This is a genomic window from Vibrio toranzoniae, assembly GCF_024347655.1.
Classification (GTDB): Bacteria; Pseudomonadota; Gammaproteobacteria; order Enterobacterales; family Vibrionaceae; genus Vibrio; species Vibrio toranzoniae.
In genome coordinates this window covers 1742816-1760661 of the sequence record NZ_AP025514.1, presented here as the reverse complement: position 1 = coordinate 1760661, position 17846 = coordinate 1742816, and the positions used below count along the sequence as shown (strand labels likewise).

Below are 17846 nucleotides of genomic sequence, written 5' to 3'. Positions count from 1 at the left end.
TCTAACTGTGCTTTTCTCTACGTTAGTCATGCTTGTTATTTTATGGCTACAGGCTACAGGCTACAGGCTACAGGCTACAGGCCACAAATAATCGATCATAGGTGGGCTTTTGAGCTAAAGCGTCGATATTGATTTGAGACAATATACTCCTAAAGGGAGACTGTCGCATGAAATCGATTATGTTGCGGCTAACAACTTCATCAAACAATGTAGCATGACGGAATTTCACATAATCTAGAGCAACATGGAGGTACAGAGTAGAGAGGTTATTAGTAAGGTGAGCGTCTAGTCCGTGTTGTTCTATCATTTGGTCAAGTTGCTTTAATGAACCAAGAATGCCTTCTTTTCCTCTTTGTATAAGTGGATTATCGTTGTCTGAATAGCGAGTGATCGCTGCGGTTCGAAACGCTATCTCCATTAATGTCTTGGCTGTTCCCAATTGTTGCATTTCATTGGTATCACTGAACGTCACTTGGCGTAGTGTTTGAGGTTGATAGGTTTCAATGAGGTACTGGCAAATACACAAACTTTCGGTGAGCGATGTGCCGTCTTCAAGTTCTAACGCAGGGATTAGACAAAACGGGTTGACTCTTTTTAGGTTCTCTGGAGAACTCCATGGGTCAACCCAAACAAATGATAGTGGTGAGCTGCGTGATAGCAGTGCCGTTGCTACTACGACGCGTGAAAAAGGCGACGTTTCGTTGAGGTAAAGTTGCATGATAATCCCTTATTTAATGAGTTACTTGACCGACTGAAACCTTGATTTAGAAGTAGGGCAAGTTGATGTCGACAAAATACAAACCACAGACAACGTTAAAGCGATCGCGCTTATCGCAAACAGCAAATTGTATGACGCTGCGTGGTTCAGATAGTACGCCATTAACAGGCCAATCACTCCTTGTGATATCGCAAAAGATAGGGTCATCCCAGCCCATGCTTTTGTGTGCAGTTCATAACCCACGGTTTCCAATGTGTAAGTCGATATCAGCGTTACGGTTCCCGGGGTGAAAATACCAACCAATAATGAAGAAATAGCAAGGGTAACCGGGTGGGAGCTTAATAGCGGTAGTGCTACGCCTAGTGCTTTTAAGCTAAATGCTATGCAGAGCGAGGTTTTAACGCCGAGCTTATCTCCTAGGATGCCGGTAATCAGTGGGCCAATGGCTGCGCCTATCCCGAAGGTTGCCCAGAACAAGCCGCCACTAGTAAACGACATGTTTAGTTCTCGTACAATGTAATCGACCCAAAACAGGGTGTGAGGAAGATACCCAACGGCGTCGAAGGTATACGCGATTAGAATAAGCAATACGCTCACTAATTTAGGTCTCGAAAGTTGAGAGAAAGACGCGTCAATATAGTGCGCTTTTGAAGAGCTATGCTGGGTTTTCCATGCATTCCAAGTGAGCATAGTCGTTACTAGTGCTATGACTCCCATTCCGATCCAAGCAGATATTAGGCTGAAATAAATCAGTATTGGGATTAATGTACCCGATAACATCGCGCCGATACCGATGCCCGAAAATATGACGCCGCTGACTCTAGTTTTTACATCGGAACTGAATTTACGAACAATAACCGGTGGGGCGACAACCATTAACATAGCACCGGCTACACCAGCTAAAGTGCGCCAAGCATAAAACCATGATAAAGGTGCATCCTGCATTGCACAGCTAAGGTAACTAAAACTGCTTACTAACATGGCTGCACGAATCAACTGACCTGCGCTAAAGTAACGCAATAATATGTTGGCAGCAGGAGCCCCTAATATGTATCCCAAAAGTGTTGCCACACCAAGATAAGACGCATCACTTTCGCTAAACCAACCGCTTTGGATCAAAGCTGGCATTAAGGCTATGTACGCGAACCTACCGATTCCATTGCCTATCAGGGTAGCTCCCATTCCGGCTAAACTGTCTTGATTAACAATGTTTTTATTCAGCATAGAAAAGAGGTTCTCTTTGGCAACGTTAGGTGTTTTAGCAACGGGTTAAGGTTTTTGGTATGCCTTTGATTTTCAGTTTAGGCTTTGTATTACGCTTAATACTGACATGATTTCCTATCAATATCATTACGCTGTTAGTCATACCAATCTGAATCTAAAGCGTCCATTAGCCAGGCATAATAGCTCATGTGTTTGAATGCTTAGGTTCAGATACGGCCCACCAATAGGGGAGGTGCGATTCCACTATCTATCGAAGAGTAGATTGAAGTTTAGCGGAACCTTGTCAGAAATCGCTAGCCCGCCGACAGTTGCTGAAAGCTTGTTTAGGTTCTCAGTCGATATCCCAAAATCAGCGCCATTGACGATGATGGTTGATGTTGAATTGACCATAACAAAACCTTCAGACGGAACAACCATAACCGGGAAGTCGATGGTTTTGGTTACGCCGTGTAAGGTGACTTCAGTTTCGATGGTCGTATTTTTCGGGTTGCCAGATAGCATTGAAGGGTCAACCTTTCCTGAAATCTTCACTTCAGGGAAAGTCATCGATTCAAAGTAGAGCTCATTAAGTCGCTGGTCGCGAATCGAGACTCCGGTGTTGACGGTCTTCAAATCTAATAAAATGGAAAACTGACCCTCTTTTGTAAGCCCGCCCGATAGAGGTTTTATGGATGCGGGCTCGACAACAAACTGCTTCTTAATGGTTGCGAATGTAACGTTCGATAACTTCGGATCTAACGTGTAGCCCGTTTCTGCAAAAGATGGCGCAGAAATGAGAATGCAAAAAAGACCGAGCGTAGGTATTCGTTTTTTCATAAGTTGTCACCATGTTGATTAATTTATAGATTTAACGTTATTGAGCTGTTCGCTTGAAGAACTTCTTTGACACATCTTTCGGAAAAGAAAGGTCGATAAAGCTTAGTTTAGCATCCACCAAATTACCTGAGGAAAGTAGAGCATCGACATATTATTGGAACCATGATCGGCTAAGTTACTTGTGTATTTTTGGTTATGTTATAACATAACCAAAAATCACTCTTGCTGTGACTAACGATCGTATCAGTAAGAGGAGGACGATAAGCATGTATCAAGGAGATGACGTAATGAATGCCGTGTTAACGAAGCCTTTGGCGACCAATAGCAATCAGCCACTTAACATTAGTTCCGCCGTGAGTATCAAAGACCAGGTGAGTCACAAGCCATGCTTTAGTGCTTCTGAGCAGCCAACGGTACTGGCAGATATCTATCAAAACGATATTAATATTACGATTTGGCAGCGTACATTTGATGCTGATTTAACAGGTGCCATCGGTGAGTTTATCGCGTCTAACCCCAACTTTAGTAAGTCTATTAGCCTTTCACCCAACAACGCTTATGAGAAATTGGAATTCGCGACCGACGGAACGGCTTCTAAAGCGCTATTAGAAAACATGGCGGAGTTGGTGGATATGTTCTGTTGTTTGTTCGATCTTGAAGAAGTAGGGCTGCGTCTAGCGGTTCTGAATAAAGCGATGTGCCCCCGTTTTCATGTTGACCAAGTACCTTGCCGCTTAGTGACTACCTATCATGGTGTCGCGACTCAATGGTTGCCAAATTACGTGGTCGATCGTTCGAAGCTTGGTCGCGGAAGCAACGGACAGCCAGATTCGGCTTCAGGCTTATACGCTCATGAACCTGATATTCAGCAAATGGCGAGTGGTGATGTGGCGTTATTGAAAGGAGAGAGTTGGAGTGGCAATGAAAATGCGGGCCTTGTGCATCGCTCTCCCGTTACTTCATCTGACGAGACTCGATTATTGCTGACGTTAGATTTCGGCTAGTAAGCTTTTTTGATGAGATGAGCAAGCTGCTAGGTGCAGCTTGCTCGTCTCAATTTAAGCGAAGATGCGGATACGGTGTCCGTCTGGGTCAACCGCAAGGAAGTTGATGCCGTAAACGGACTCTTTTGGCGCTTGCTCAAACTGGATTCCTTTTTCTGTCCATGCTTCATAGAGGTTTTCCAGTGTTTCTTTGTCTGCGAGAGGCATAGAGATCTCAGTACCGCCGCCCTTAACAGTACTTGCTGGTGTTAGAAAGTCAGCCTGTTTGAGTGTGATTTTAACGTTGTCTGCAAAGTCTAGGGCAGCAAAGGTCGGTGATAGAAGCTTTGGCTCGCAATCAAATGCTTTGGCGTAAAAGTCCATGCTGCGATGAATGTCTGCGACATAAAGAACAAATGAATCAATGGTAAACATAATAGCTCCTAGGCTGGTCAATTCGATTTGCATCGAGTTCGATTGGGTTGAGAGAAATATAGCGTGTACCAGTGACAGTTTTTGTCAGTAGCGAATCACTTTATCTGCAATGCCTTCTATGTTCTGCCAATTTTTGATCAAGTCATGACGCGGGAGCTGATATTTCTCTTCAAGCATTTTCCATTCAGCCATTCTATCTAGCCTGAAATTACGATACGCATTTCGCGCTTCACACCAAGCGACCAAAACATAGTGCTGTTCGAATAAACCAATCAACATTGGCCAAACGATTCTTAAACTCACATTAGCTTTTGCGTCTGTGTAATGAATCTCAGCTTTGTTCTGCTGCTTAATTGCTAACTTGATATCTGACAGTTCGATGGCTAACTCTGCAACCTCAATGATTGAAGCAACACGCACAATGTCTTCACTGCGTTTGGCCTGGTGGTCAGCAGGTAACACGGCAGAAATCTTGGCGATGGCATTTCTAGCCGATTTACTGAATTCTCCATTGGCTTGCTTAGCTACCCATTCTGCGCCAAGCCGCAGCGCTTCCAACTCTTCCATGGAAAACATCATCGGTGGGAGAGTGAAGGTGGGTTTCAATTGATAACCCACTCCGGCTTCACCATCAACTTCAGCGCCCTGCGCTTGTAGTGTCACGATATCGCGATAAATGGTGCGAGTACTCACGTTTAGCTCTTTAGCGAGGTGATCGGCAGACACTGGGTGTTTATGACAGCGCAATAATTGGAGCAGGTCGAAGAGGCGTTGGCTTCGGGACATAAGGACACTCTGGTGAAATAACAACTTATAAGATTAATGTATTGAAAATGTGAACGCTAGAGTGCCTTAATAATTAGCTAGTGAGTAGGTGTGGGCTCTGACTCAGAGGGGCGAATTTTATACTTAATATCCTGATTAAAAAGATATTATGGATTTAGCTTTAGATAGTTGAAAATGTCCATTGACTTAAAGTTAGCTTGAAGTTTTACACTCTAAAACGTTCAAAAAACACAACTTAATAGGTCACAGAATGTCATGTAAAACATTGAGCTTTAATCTTTTAGGCAATATAAATATGCTAAAAAATTACTTAACGTTAATCGCAATAGGGCTTATTTGGGGCTCACAGTTTGTTTTTCAGGAAATTTCTCTTGAGGGTTTTTCTCCTGTTTGGGTAGGGACGCTTCGAGCAATACTGGGCGCACTGACTCTTATTGTTATATGTAAAATAATGGGAATTAGAGGTGCGAGTAAGCAATGGAGCCTATTTGCTCTGATTGGGTTGCTAGAAGCCGCTATTCCTTTTGTTCTGGTTCCTTGGGCTCAGCAAAACCTAACGAGTTCAATCGCGGCTATATTGATGGGTACACTGCCTTTTTACGCTTTACTACTTTCACCTGTGTTTATTAAAGGTGCGACGATAAGTAAAGGGAACACCGTTAGTGTCATAGTCGGGTTTAGTGGACTATTGATCTTGTTTTCCCCAGAGCTGTCATCGAATACTGGCGCTATTAATTTAGTGAGTTCTGCCGCTATTATCGTTGCAGCCGTATGTTTCGCTATTGCGCTTCTCTTGCTTAATCGTGTGCGAGATGAACACCCGCTAATTGTCGCTCGAAATGTACTTTGTATGGCGAGTATTCAACTACTGTTCATCGCTTTTTTAACAGCCCCAATTACAACTGTTAAGCCGTCAGCATCATCAATGTTTTCATTGATTTATTTGGGAGTTCTGTGTGCAGGTGTTGTTTATTATCTTTATATGATGAGTATAAAAAATGCGGGAGCGGTATTCACTTCGATGACTAACTACCTTGTACCTGCAGTGGGTGTTTTGATTGGTGTACTACTTGCGGATGAGTCTGTTCAAACAACAACGTGGCTAGCGTTGGTGGTCATTTTGTCCGCATTGTTTATCAATCAAACTTTAGCTAAAAGTCGCTAGCTGTTGTTAAGTGATACCTCAACTCATGTCGTTAATGTGAATCATTCTTCAGGGGGAAGATGTTAATCAGAGGCCTCGTAATTTTAAAGCCTTTTTTGTTGAGTAGATTGTTATCAATGAAGCAGAAGGCTTGGCCTTTAATCATCTGAACATTGTCATTTATTCTTAACGTATGTCGTTCTAGTTTGTGAGTTGATCTGGATCTAATTTCTAGTTCACAGATATTGGTAATACAACTGGTTGGTTAGTTTTTTTAATTTATTTTAAAGCGTAAAATATATTCAGCTTGCAACCGTCTTGGCAACGAATTTGTTCGCCTCGGTTTTTACTTACAAATTATAGGTTTCCTATGTTAAAGAAACTCTCGCTGAAAAATAAATTGGCTATCTCTGCCAGCATGGCCATTATCCTGGGGGGGATTTTGGTCGAAGCTCTTTCTTTCCGAGCTTCATTGCAACGATTAGATACTGAAGTTGAACAACGTTTAGAAGGGACATCGGCTTCTTATAACCAGTACGTATCGGATTGGATTTTATCTAAAGAGCGTGCGTTGACGTCTCTGTCGAAAGAGTCCAAACAAGAAAGTTTGGTTACTCACCTTAAACAAGTTCGTGATTCAGCTTCCTTTGATAATGTCTTCTTGGCGTTTCCTGATGGTTCGCAAAAGAACGCGAACGGAGTTGTACTTCCTGCAGGTAATGATGACCCTCGCCAATGGGGTTGGTACACCAATGCGGTAGCGAATCCAAGCAAAGTGTTTATGGATAACCCAACGGTTGCGGCTGCCACTGGTGCAAACGTTGTATCGTTAGGGAAAGCGATGCAATTGCATGGCGAGCAGGTTGTCCTAGGGGCAGATGTTGAGATTACCGATATTTTAAATAGTTTAGAGAAAGTGATCCTTCCTGGGGAAGGCTACATGTTTATCGCGACTGATAAGGGTACGGTTTACACACACGCTGATACTAAGCTATTGAATAAGAATATCAGTTCACTTGGATTGGACTTTTCTGATGTCCAGAAAGCGCTAGCTAGCGGAAAAAACACAACAATAGAGTTGAACGGAAGCGATTATGTTCTTTACGCGCGTTCTATTGATGGGACGAACCTGATTACCGTCAGCGTTGTTAATCATGACTCTTTGGTTGCACCGTTATTTGATGCTGTGATTGGCCAAATTTTAGTGACGTTATTTGTAGTGATTGTATGTACGGTGCTGTTTAACCTGTTATGTACCATTCTATTCCGTCCACTTAATCATGTTTCTAACGCTTTGGCACAAATTGCGAATGGTAGTGGTGACTTAACTCAACGTATTCATGTAGAGAACCAAGATGAAGTCGGCGAGTTAGCGCAGAATTTCAATACGTTTGTTGGCAGCTTACAGCAGTTAATTGGGCATATTCGTGGGCAATCAGAACAACTGAATAGCCAATCAGAACAAAGCGCACAGCGAGCTAACCTTTCGGTGAGCGAGCTTAATCATCAGCAACAAGAAATCACTATGGTGGCGACGGCTGTAACCGAAATGGCCAGTGCAACACGAGAAATTGCATCGCATGCAGAGCAAACCGCAAAAGCGGCACAAGATTCAGCAACAAGCACGAATAATGGCCACGCGTTAGTGGTTGATACTAAAGGTTCAATCAATAATTTAGCAAATGAAGTTAACGAAGCGGGTAATGTGATTAGTGCGCTAAACAAGCACGCTCAAGAGATTTCAACCGTATTAGCGACAATCCAAGGCATTGCAGAGCAAACGAATTTACTTGCTTTGAACGCTGCGATTGAAGCAGCTCGCGCTGGTGAGCAGGGGCGTGGTTTCGCGGTGGTTGCCGATGAAGTACGTGTTCTATCACAGCGCACACACTCTTCAACAGAAGAAATAAAATCAACGATTGATATTCTACAGCGTACAACGGGTCAAGCTGTTGAGCTTATGGAGAGCAGTTCTAAGCTGGCATTACATTCTGTGGAAGATGCCGACAGAGCTTCTCATGCGTTAGAAGAAATCAACACTGCCGTCGCTTTAATTAGTGACATGGCGACGCAAATCGCGACTGCAGCTGAAGAGCAAACTCATGTGACGGGTGAAATCACTCAAAACATTACGTCTATTAAAGATGTGACCGATCAGTTGGTGGTAGGCTCACAAGATAGCTTAACTGAGTCGAATGAACTTAAGAATCAAGCCGCTAGCTTAAGTGACAAAGTAGCGACATTTAAACTTGCTTAACTGGCTAGCTAGCTGATGCCTGATCAGTTAGAGAGCGGTGAGCAATAACCCAAAGCGACGTAGATTACGTCGCTTTTTTTGTACTTAGCCCCTTAACGGGTTCGTTATTTTTACTCTGAGAATTCTTGTAGCGCTTTCATCGCGGTTGCAGCTTTCTCTTTTTGCACAAAAATATGGTCGTGATAGTAGCCTGCAATAACGTTGGCGCTAATGCCATATGATCCAAGCTTAGTAGCAAAAGCAGCGGTTAATCCGACAGCTTCGAGGCTAGAGTGTACGGAGAGTGTGATGAGGCTAAATACACCATCGAAATCTAGTTGAAATTTGGTCGCTACGGATTCTTCGAGAACTAAAGTTAAGCCCTCTTTTTCTCGAAAAGTCGCTATCGGGTTAAGTTGAACGTAATCCGATTGCGCCCCTTTTACAGTGCAAAATACGTAGTTCCCTTCAATCAATTCTGGTGACATGGATTTCAACAGAATGTCTAAATCAGTAATGGCAGTCATGCTTTATTGTCCTATTTGAGTCAACGTTGTTTCGATTATCATGCTTTGCTTAGTTTGAACGGTGTGAACTACGATAGGAACTAATGTGTCATAAGTAAAATGAACAATACTTATTCCACATCAGTTTGATTAATGGAGTGCTGCGAGCTCTTGACTCGTGAGGGAGAGAGCGTTTGTTCACCAACTCGTTGAATTTTCCATTTCGCTGGATAAGTGGTCAATAAAAGCTCTTAAGAGCGGAGTCACTTGTTTCCTTGTTCCATAAATGGCGTGAACTCCTAATGTTTTAGGGTTCCATTCTGGTAGTAGTTGAATCAATTGACCGTCACGCAATAAGGTTTCAACCATGGGGAAGGGTTGTAAACTAATGCCATTGCCTTTGAGCGTTGCAGACAATAAAACTTCGGGTGTATTAGCGCTGATGCTCCCTTTAATTGGCACGGATTCAGGGCCGTTAGGGCCATCGAATGTCCATGTCGTTCGACCAAAGTAACTGAACGATAAACAATTATGGTGAGCTAAATCTTGTGCGTCTAACGGTGTCCCTTTGTTTTGTAAGTACTGTGGTGACACGCAAATCACGGAGCGACATTCACCGAGCTGTCTGGCAACGATATTCGGTGTCAGTTCATTGGTGATTCGAAGGGCAAGGTCAATCCGTGATGCCACAAGGTTGACGGTTTCGTCTGTCGAGATGATATCAATAGAGACTTCAGGCCACTGATCGATAAAGCGACTAATAGCATCAATTAAAAAGCTATCAACAATGGAGTAACTTGCTGTAATGCGTAGTTGTCCTTTTAACTGCTGACGATTCTGATTTCTGATACCGCTTAAAGACTCTTCAAGTGCGAGCAGTTCTCTGGCTATTTCAAGAGTTTCTTTGCCGGCATTGGTTAAGCTCAGGCTGCGAGTGGTTCTGTGAAGCAAGCGTGTGTCCATCCAACCTTCCAGCTCTCCTAGATAACGGGTCACTTTGGTTCGAGAGAGCTCAAGATGCTCTGCGGCCGCGCTTAAGCTGCCACGCTCCACTATTGTGACGAAGACATTCATGGCCTCAAGTCTATCCATTATATTTACCACCTAAAGAAAGCGAGTGAATCACAGTATATGTCCGAAAATCGCAACAGTGAAAGTTAATTTGATATCTATTTAATCTAAATTCAATCAAATAAGATGCGTGACATATTCAGCGAGCCTATATAGTTTCTGCTCTTAACTACGGAATAAAGTAATGAACAAGTCATCAAACGTTTTTTCAACAACTGCACTATTTTTAGCAACAACGGCAGTATCGAGTTTTGCTTCTGCTGCTGATTTAAACATCACTCACTATAATCCGGGTGAAAATGCGATATTCCCAGCAAGCTCAGTACTTGTCTCTGGTGAAAAGGAAGTGGTTCTGTTCGATGCTCAATTTAGCGTCGCAGATGGACAGAAGTTGGTGGAACAGATCGAAGCAACGGGTAAAGAATTGTCGATGATTTACATCAGCAGTGGTGACCCAGACTTTTACTTTGGTTTAGAGCCTCTGATGGATGCATTCCCAGGTGTTGATGTCGTTGCCAGTGAGGCGGTAGTTGCGCATATCAAACGAACTAAAGATGCGAAACTAGAATATTGGGGCCCAATCTTAGGTGAAAACTCACCCTCTAAAGTGATTGTTCCGACAGTATTAAACGACACAACGATTAGTATTGAAGGCGAAACCATCGAAGTGAAAGAAATAAACACGCATCAAGCTTACCTATGGGTGCCGTCGGAAAAAACGGTGTTTGGTGGGGTTTCGGTATATAGCGGAGTGCATGTATGGATGGCAGACACGCAGTCGAAAGAGATTCGTCATCAATGGTCACAATCTTTAGAACGAATGAAGGTACTTGAACCAGAGGTTGTGATTCCAGGTCATTACCTTGGTAAGATGCCATCAGGCGTTAACGGTGTTCAATTTACGATTGATTACGTGGCTGACATTGAAAAGGCTCTGGAAAGTAAAAACAACCCAACATCCGGTGATATCAGTCGTTATATGAAGAAGGCTTACCCGCAGTTTTCGACAACTGAAGGTGATCTTGAGCTTGGTGCTAAGGTTCTTAGCGGCGAGATGCAGTGGCATTAAAATAAATTTTATTGATACAGTAAGTAACATAAGTGCTCCTATTTAGGGGCATTTTTTGTTTCCTGAGCGTGCGGTTTTGTATTTGATCATGTAGTCAAAACTGGAGCGACGACGGTTGAGTTGATAGATGGTAGTGCCAATCATGAAATAGTCGTTGCATAAGAGTTGGCATGACGGGTAGCGTGTATGTGTTTGGGCTATATATGTGTCAATTGACGATATTAAGTTCTTTGTCAGTGAGTGTTCCTAACGGGTAAATCATGTATATTTGCGAGCCAAATATGCTTAACCGAGTACAAAGTCTTATTACTTATATGATTGAAACCTCACTGATCATGAATGATGTATAATATACTCAATAAGGACCATATAAAAACAACCATATAATTAGTCAATGTCAGGGCTTAGAGTGCAAATAATTTCGTATGAACGCTATTCGTAAAGTTTATCAGTATGCAGAACCAAACCTTTCCCTCGTTGGTTGGATGGGTTTTGTCGGCTTCCCAATCTATTATATTGTTTGGGAGTTTCTGTTCCCCCAACCTTATGAAAACTTAACGTTGCGCTTGTTATGCTCTGTATTGTTCTTCGGGATCATTTATCGTAATCACATCCCGTGTGAGTGGAGGAAATATCTTCCAGTCTATTATCAAGTGGCAATCACACTCTGTCTACCGTGCTTCTTTTTCTTCATGTTGTTAATGAACAATTGGTCCAATGTTTGGGTTATGTCGTTCATGTCCGCTATATTTCTTCATATTTTACTAGTGCATGTAACGAGGGTTATGTTCGCGCAGACCTTTGCTGGAATCAGCATTGCTACAATAGGTGCATGGGCGGCGCAGGGCTTTTATCTTGAACTCACAATGAACTGGACGCACGTGCCTATCTTTTTGTTCATTTACTTGTTTGGTAATTTATTCTATTTCCGTAATCAGCTAGAGCATGAAGCGAAGGTGTCTTTGGCTAAGTCGTTTGGTGCAGGTATTGCACACGAGATGAGAAATCCTCTTAGTGGCCTATTGACCTCAATTGATGTCATGCAGTCTATATTGCCGAATCCAAAAGCTGGTCATCACCAAGGGCAATATGTTCTGAGCGATGAAGAAGTGAGACAGCTACGAGAAGTGAGTGATGAGGCGATGAATATCATTCATTCAGGCAACGAAACCATTGATCTGTTGCTGACCTCAATTGATGAAAACCGTGTATCTCGTTCTACCTTTAAAAAGCATTCGGCTAAAACGGTGGTCGGTGATGCGATAGATAGTTTTAATTATAAACGTGCGTCAGATAGGCAAGCAATATCTCTGGACATACAGGGGGAGTTCAGTTTCTTAGGCAGTGATACTTTATTGAAGTATGTGATGTACAATTTGTTAAAAAATGCGTTCCATCACCGTAGCCCAGAAGACTTCCATATTCATGTTTCTATACAAAGTGATGATATCGCTAATCAAATAGTGGTTTCCGATAACGGTTCTGGTATTTCAAGTGATGTTATTCGACGCATATTCCAAGACTTCTATACGACGGGTAAATCGGGAAGCTATGGCTTGGGATTGCCATTTTGCCAAAAGGTCATGAAGTCATTTGGTGGCGAAATAAAATGCCAGTCTGAAATCAATGAGTGGACACAGTTTACAATGACTTTCCCGCAGCTTACTTCGAATGCAGTAAAAGAGATCAAGAGTGAGCTGACAAAATTAAAGAATGTGTTGATGGTGAGTGAACAAAACATACTCACTGCTAAAGTTAGGGAATTAGCCCGCACTATGGGGTTTGAATTAACGGTTCTAGACGTTGCCTCAACACTCAACAGAAAAGAGTACCAATTTGAGTTCGATCTGATCTTTGTTGATATAGAGAGCTTAGATCTAAAAGCGAATTGCCTGGAGAGAATGGAATCTTTACTGTCATTCACGGAATCTCGAATCGTCTATTTGTATGAACATTCCCCGCTAAAACGTGTCCACAATGTATCTTTTGAACCTATTTGGGTTGAAACTCAAGTGTGGCTTTTGAATACCCAAACGACAGTTGATCGCCTGCTGTTTGACTCCAGTTATGCGATAACTACCACGTCCGTGAAACCGTTAAACACGACTAACAAGCGTACAATTATGGTCGTCGATGACAATGAATCCTTACGTCGTTTTACCGCTATGCTGCTGGAAAAACAAGGCTTTGATGTTATTCAGAAAGAAAATGGTCAGCAGGCACTAGATGCTTTGGATACTGATCATATCGATTTAATTCTGATGGACATCGAGATGCCAATTATGGATGGTGTTGAAGCCTCTCGTCGTATCCGAAGTGCAAACAAAGCGTTCTCATCTGTACCTATTATTGCGCATACGGGGGATAGCTCTCCTGTCACTCTGGAGAAGATGGATCTTTCAGGCATGTCTGATTTTATTGTTAAGCCGGCGGACAAGAACCGATTATTCGATAAAATTGCACATTGGATTTAGTTTATCGTTACAAGGCTGTTTGCTGTTTTTCATACATAACAGGCGACAAGAAAGAGCTCAGCTAAATGCTGGGCTCTTTTATATTGCGATATGATAGAGTGTGTTTCGTTCAATCGTCTTAATTGATTACATGAACGGTATTATTAAATGAACTCTAATTCAGGGTGGTTAAATGCCTCATCGCACACCCTGAGAACATGGTCTATATCTTGCGAAGTCATGTCAGCATTCACTGAGAATCGGATGATGTTCTTGTTTTTTCCCGTTGCAGGGCGACAAAATACAGCACCAAACACATTCCGTTCTTCGAGGAAGTCACGCACATGCTCCGTGTTTCTTTCGCTACCGCATTCTAAGGCCACGATTTGTGACTCGCTACGAATGTTAAAGCCTATTTGTTTTAGGCCTGTTGTGAGCGTTTTGACTCGTTTGAATAAGGTGTCTCGCTTATCATCAGAGTTTTTGATTACCTCTAACGTTTTTTCTAAGCGAATGACTTCTTGTGGCAGCACGGTAGAGCTGAAAATCGCGGGGTAAGCGACAAATGGAAGGGTCTCTGATAGCCGTTTAGGTCCAAGAATAGCACCGGCACGATAAGCGAATGTCTTGGCTAAACTCACGGTAATGAAATCCACTTTGTTGGTCAGCCCTAAAGCTTGAACCAAACCCGCCCCATTTTTACCATGAGTACCTAACGAGTGCGACTCATCAACGACCAAAGCACAGTCAAACTCTTGCGCCATTTCGTAGATGTCGCGTAGTGGGGCAATAGTGCCAATGGTGCTATAAACAGAGTCGACCACAATCACGCCTGATCCATTACGTTGGATCTGTTTACGCAGGTGATTCATGTTGTTGTGCATAAACGGGTAAGCATGAGCTCCAGCAGCACGAATTCCTTCCCATAGGGACATGTGTGCAAAGAAATCGATATACACCGGAGTATTAGGTGGGCAGATAGTTTGCAACAGCCCAATATTCGCAGCCCAACCAGACTGGGACAGCAAACAGCTTTCCATCCCAACATAGTCTGCGAGTTCGGTTTCAAACGCTGGCTTAGATTGTTCATCTTGCAAAAATATGGCAGACATCACTACATTATCATCGTGCTTTGAGATCGCATCCCTATGTGCTGTTTGGATGTTCACGTTATGCGATAGTGATAGGTAGTCATTACTCTGCATAACCACGGCGTTCGACTTGGGGCGTTTCCCTAATACCAAGTGCCTTTGGTTTTTGTTTGGGGTAATGAGGTCTTGAACATAAAAGTTCAAGCGTTCTTCGATAAAGGAAGGTAAGGGTTTATTTTCAAATTTATCACTCATAATAAGTTCTCTTCGAATACAGGAAAACGCCAGCGCTGACGGGTATATACTTAGAAAAAATAAATGAGCTGTCATTGGCCAAGTTGCATAATTTAGCGCCCCCTTGCAAACTCAGCATTTCAGGGTTTTAAGGTAAGTGTTTTTCCTTACAGTCCCGGGGAACTACGCTCGTTGTAATGAGCATAATAGCCAGTGTTTTTATGACAAAAAGCGATGAACAACTTGGTGACTTAATAGTCATAAGCAAAGGGCATGAAATCAAAAATTCAGTTTACACATTGATGGGGAATTCCGATTAAGTCGTCTAATTACTGCTTTACTTGCCCTTCGATCGAATAACTAATACTGATACGTAAGCAATGGTTGTAAAGTTCTAGATTGTTGAACGAATAAAATACTGAGATGATACTAATCTCATATTGAATGGTGATTGTTTACTGTGCTTTGTTGAGTTTGATATCAAATCAAGTGGCTGATTTAATTGGATATACGATAAAAGTCTCAGATATTAACATTTAGAAAACTAAAGTATTAAATTCTGCCATATTATCTTTTTGTAGGTTTAAGTGCTATTTTGTTTGTCGGGAGTAGCGTGTTTTTAGCTATATGTGTGAGTTTCGAAGTGGGTTATCTTTCTGATTAGAAAGAATAAATCAATTGTTCAAATAAAAAAGTTGGCGAAAATCAGAAGCTTGGCATACACTTTCCTTGTAAATGACCTTATCTCTTTGATTGAATAGGGTAAATGCTTTGGCGCTACTGGTGATGGTAGCAATGTATAACACAGCTTTGAGGAAAGTTTTATGGCACTCACGAAGGCCGATTTGGCTGAGAACCTGTTTGAAACACTCGGATACAGCAAGCGGGATGCCAAGGAAACGGTTGAAGTGTTTTTCGAGGAAGTTCGTAAAGCACTTGAAAATGGCGAACAGGTAAAACTGTCTGGTTTTGGTAATTTTGATCTTCGCGAAAAAAACGAGCGACCAGGTCGTAACCCGAAAACTGGTGAAGACATTCCAATTTCTGCTCGACGTGTTGTTACTTTTAGACCGGGACAAAAACTAAAGGCCCGAGTCGAGAATATTAAAATCGAAAAGTAGCCAAGCAATAGACCACGCCAAGCGTGGTCTTTTTGTATCTAGAACAAAGAGAAAATAAAGGGCTGTGACTTCAGCCCTTATTAGTATCTATTAGATTACAGTTGTAGACGCGTTATGCCGCTTTGATGTGAGTTGTGATATACGGTTGCCATGCTTGTTGGTAAAGCTCCAGAGACTGGCGTCTCAAGTTATTGATTTGTGCTGCTTCGATGTCATTGATCGGGCGTTTTTCTGCAATCGCGTGACGCTCAATACCTTGGATGATTTCATATAGTTCATGCTCAGGACCGCTTTTCACATCAGCAATTGCTTTTAAGTGAAGCTGAACTTCAGCAATGATGTTGGTTTTAGGCAAACGAACTAACAGGTTAAGGTCACGGTAGCCAGAATCAGCAGGAGACTTAAACTTGTTTTTCAATTTCACTACGTCCGCTTCACGGCTTAGTGATTCGTACACTTCAACCAAACTCTCTACGTCGTTTGCAATGATCGTTGCACGAGCTAGGTCGGTAATTCTTGTTACATCGCCATCAAGCTCAAAGTCAATCTTTTCTTGGGCGCGAGATTGAGATTTAACGCCTGCGAATAGGGCTTCTGAATTAGTAAGTAGGGCAGTACTTTTACAGATAGTTTCTAGCTCAGCTTGTGCTTGATGAGCTTTGCTGTAAAGAATGTCGAAGTCAGTGTAAGGCTGAGTCGGACGTGAGTCGAATGCTTTAATGCCGTATAGGCCACTTAGGCTATGGCGGAATACGTTAGATGAAACTTGGTTTTGCGCAGGTGTGCGCGATTGATCAGTTGAACTCGTTGAAACAGGTGCTGCTGCGAATGCAGGCGCTCGGCTCAATACTAGAAGCATTAGGGCCGTCGTACGGAGAAATACACTCATTCAAACTCCAAAATACAAGGTTACAAAAACGGATAGTCTAAAGGGGTAACCAGTAACGCATAAGAGTGAAAACAGCCTAACTAAACTCACTATGTATTAAATGGGGCTAGTTAAGGTAGAAACCAACTCTAACGTTTAATATTGCTTTAAAATGTGAACATATAGACAAATAATTCAAGCATTTGCCCCTTCTGTTTAAGAATGTTGAACTCAGTCAGTGTTTAATTTTTAGCGAGTCTAACTGGTAATTTTAAACCAAGCGAAGGTTGCTCTTACTTCTCTATACTGTACTCTTGCAGTATGACTGTTTAACATGAACGAAAGATGAATAATCCTGAATTTTGGCACAATAAATGGGCAGCCAACCAAATTGGTTTCCACCTTGAAGATGTAAATCCACTTCTGATTGAGTTTTGGGAAAAAACTAACCCTAATTACGAGAAGAGTGTGTTTGTTCCACTTTGTGGTAAAAGCGAAGATCTGATCTGGTTAGCGTCTAAGCATGAAGAGGTTCAAGGGGTTGAATTAAGCCAGATCGCGGTTCGCGCATTTTTCTCAGAGCATTTTTACACACCGACTGTGACTCAAATTAATGGCCAGCATGAGCTCTACCAGTTCGACGAACTGAGTGTTTACACGGGTGATTACTTCACAGCGCCAATTCAGCCTGTCGACATTATTTATGACCGCGCTTCTTTAGTGGCTCTGCCTGCTGAGATGCGAGTGCAGTATGTAGAGCGTTTGAAACAACTACTGAAGCCAGGTGGTAAGATTCTTCTGGTGACTCTGGATTATGATCAAAACGAGATGGCAGGGCCTCCGTTTAGCGTGCCTAAGCTAGAAATCGATCAGTTGTTTGCAGGTTATAAGATCACATTGTTGAATCAGGACATCGCAGATGATGAACATCCTAAGATTGCGAAGAAAGGTTTGTCTCGCTTCTGTGAAGAAGTGTATTTGATTGAGTCAGATGCTTAATTTCAATGGGCTTTCAAGCGAAAAGAGCGCTCAAATAAAAAGATAACACCAACAAAAAGACAGGCTCGATAGCCCGTCTTTTTTATTGTTCA

General features: G+C 42.4%; 16 protein-coding genes. 7 read left to right on the top strand and 9 right to left on the bottom strand.

The features are described from left to right. Positions 1-67: 67 nt before the first annotated feature. From OCU50_RS07740 to OCU50_RS07730, 3 genes are all read right to left on the bottom strand, one after another. Positions 68-718, bottom strand: a complete 651-nt coding sequence (locus OCU50_RS07740; protein ID WP_060467848.1) for a glutathione S-transferase N-terminal domain-containing protein — start codon at positions 716-718, stop codon at positions 68-70. Between the two features lie 21 nt (positions 719-739). After that, on the bottom strand, positions 740-1942 hold the full coding sequence (locus OCU50_RS07735) for a YbfB/YjiJ family MFS transporter (protein WP_060467847.1): 1203 nt from the start codon (positions 1940-1942) through the stop codon (positions 740-742). A gap of 243 nt (positions 1943-2185) precedes the next feature. After that, positions 2186-2758: a YceI family protein gene (locus OCU50_RS07730; RefSeq protein WP_060467846.1), complete on the bottom strand. Its 573-nt coding sequence runs from the start codon at positions 2756-2758 to the stop codon at positions 2186-2188. A 287-nt stretch (positions 2759-3045) separates the two neighbouring features. On the opposite strand from OCU50_RS07730, the gene OCU50_RS07725 reads away from it, so the two are divergent. Beyond that, positions 3046-3762 (top strand): DUF1826 domain-containing protein, encoded by a 717-nt coding sequence (locus OCU50_RS07725; protein WP_060467845.1) that lies wholly within the window; start codon positions 3046-3048, stop codon positions 3760-3762. Positions 3763-3816: 54 nt separating this feature from the next. Here OCU50_RS07725 and OCU50_RS07720 read toward each other — a convergent pair whose 3' ends face one another. Beyond that, positions 3817-4176: a VOC family protein gene (locus OCU50_RS07720; RefSeq protein ID WP_060467844.1), complete on the bottom strand. Its 360-nt coding sequence runs from the start codon at positions 4174-4176 to the stop codon at positions 3817-3819. A gap of 84 nt (positions 4177-4260) precedes the next feature. Continuing rightward, positions 4261-4962 (bottom strand): helix-turn-helix transcriptional regulator, encoded by a 702-nt coding sequence (locus tag OCU50_RS07715; protein ID WP_060467843.1) that lies wholly within the window; start codon positions 4960-4962, stop codon positions 4261-4263. A 295-nt stretch (positions 4963-5257) separates the two neighbouring features. Between OCU50_RS07715 and OCU50_RS07710 the strand changes: the two genes are divergently transcribed. After that, a complete protein-coding gene (locus tag OCU50_RS07710) occupies positions 5258-6127 on the top strand; it encodes a DMT family transporter (protein WP_060467842.1) in 870 nt (289 codons plus the stop codon). Between the two features lie 349 nt (positions 6128-6476). Beyond that, entirely contained in the window at positions 6477-8363 is a 1887-nt protein-coding gene (locus tag OCU50_RS07705; RefSeq protein ID WP_060467841.1) for a methyl-accepting chemotaxis protein, read from the top strand. A 110-nt stretch (positions 8364-8473) separates the two neighbouring features. Here OCU50_RS07705 and OCU50_RS07700 read toward each other — a convergent pair whose 3' ends face one another. Together OCU50_RS07700 and OCU50_RS07695 are read right to left on the bottom strand one after the other, a co-directional pair. Then, positions 8474-8869: an ACT domain-containing protein gene (locus OCU50_RS07700; protein WP_060467840.1), complete on the bottom strand. Its 396-nt coding sequence runs from the start codon at positions 8867-8869 to the stop codon at positions 8474-8476. 177 nt (positions 8870-9046) lie between these two features. Beyond that, the gene (locus OCU50_RS07695) at positions 9047-9940 is read right to left on the bottom strand and encodes a LysR family transcriptional regulator (RefSeq protein WP_060467839.1); all 894 of its coding nucleotides are present in this window, start codon (positions 9938-9940) and stop codon (positions 9047-9049) included. 163 nt (positions 9941-10103) lie between these two features. On the opposite strand from OCU50_RS07695, the gene OCU50_RS07690 reads away from it, so the two are divergent. Together OCU50_RS07690 and OCU50_RS07685 are read left to right on the top strand one after the other, a co-directional pair. Continuing rightward, positions 10104-10988 carry a Vmh family MBL fold metallo-hydrolase gene (locus OCU50_RS07690; protein WP_060467838.1) on the top strand — a complete coding sequence of 295 codons (885 nt, stop codon included), beginning with the start codon at positions 10104-10106 and terminating at the stop codon, positions 10986-10988. A gap of 425 nt (positions 10989-11413) precedes the next feature. Beyond that, the gene (locus tag OCU50_RS07685) at positions 11414-13462 is read left to right on the top strand and encodes a hybrid sensor histidine kinase/response regulator (protein WP_060467837.1); all 2049 of its coding nucleotides are present in this window, start codon (positions 11414-11416) and stop codon (positions 13460-13462) included. Between the two features lie 143 nt (positions 13463-13605). On the opposite strand, the gene cqsA is transcribed toward OCU50_RS07685, so the two are convergent. Next, positions 13606-14787 carry an alpha-hydroxyketone-type quorum-sensing autoinducer synthase gene (gene cqsA / locus OCU50_RS07680; protein WP_060467836.1) on the bottom strand — a complete coding sequence of 394 codons (1182 nt, stop codon included), beginning with the start codon at positions 14785-14787 and terminating at the stop codon, positions 13606-13608. An 803-nt stretch (positions 14788-15590) separates the two neighbouring features. Here cqsA and ihfA point away from each other — a divergent pair. After that, a complete protein-coding gene (gene ihfA / locus OCU50_RS07675) occupies positions 15591-15887 on the top strand; it encodes an integration host factor subunit alpha (RefSeq protein ID WP_004734853.1) in 297 nt (98 codons plus the stop codon). A 112-nt stretch (positions 15888-15999) separates the two neighbouring features. Here the strand turns inward: ihfA and OCU50_RS07670 are convergent, their stop codons facing one another. Next, on the bottom strand, positions 16000-16776 hold the full coding sequence (locus OCU50_RS07670) for a RelA/SpoT domain-containing protein (protein ID WP_060467835.1): 777 nt from the start codon (positions 16774-16776) through the stop codon (positions 16000-16002). 324 nt (positions 16777-17100) lie between these two features. Between OCU50_RS07670 and OCU50_RS07665 the strand changes: the two genes are divergently transcribed. Beyond that, positions 17101-17754, top strand: a complete 654-nt coding sequence (locus OCU50_RS07665; RefSeq protein ID WP_017057451.1) for a thiopurine S-methyltransferase — start codon at positions 17101-17103, stop codon at positions 17752-17754. The last annotated feature ends 92 nt before the right edge of the window (positions 17755-17846 follow it).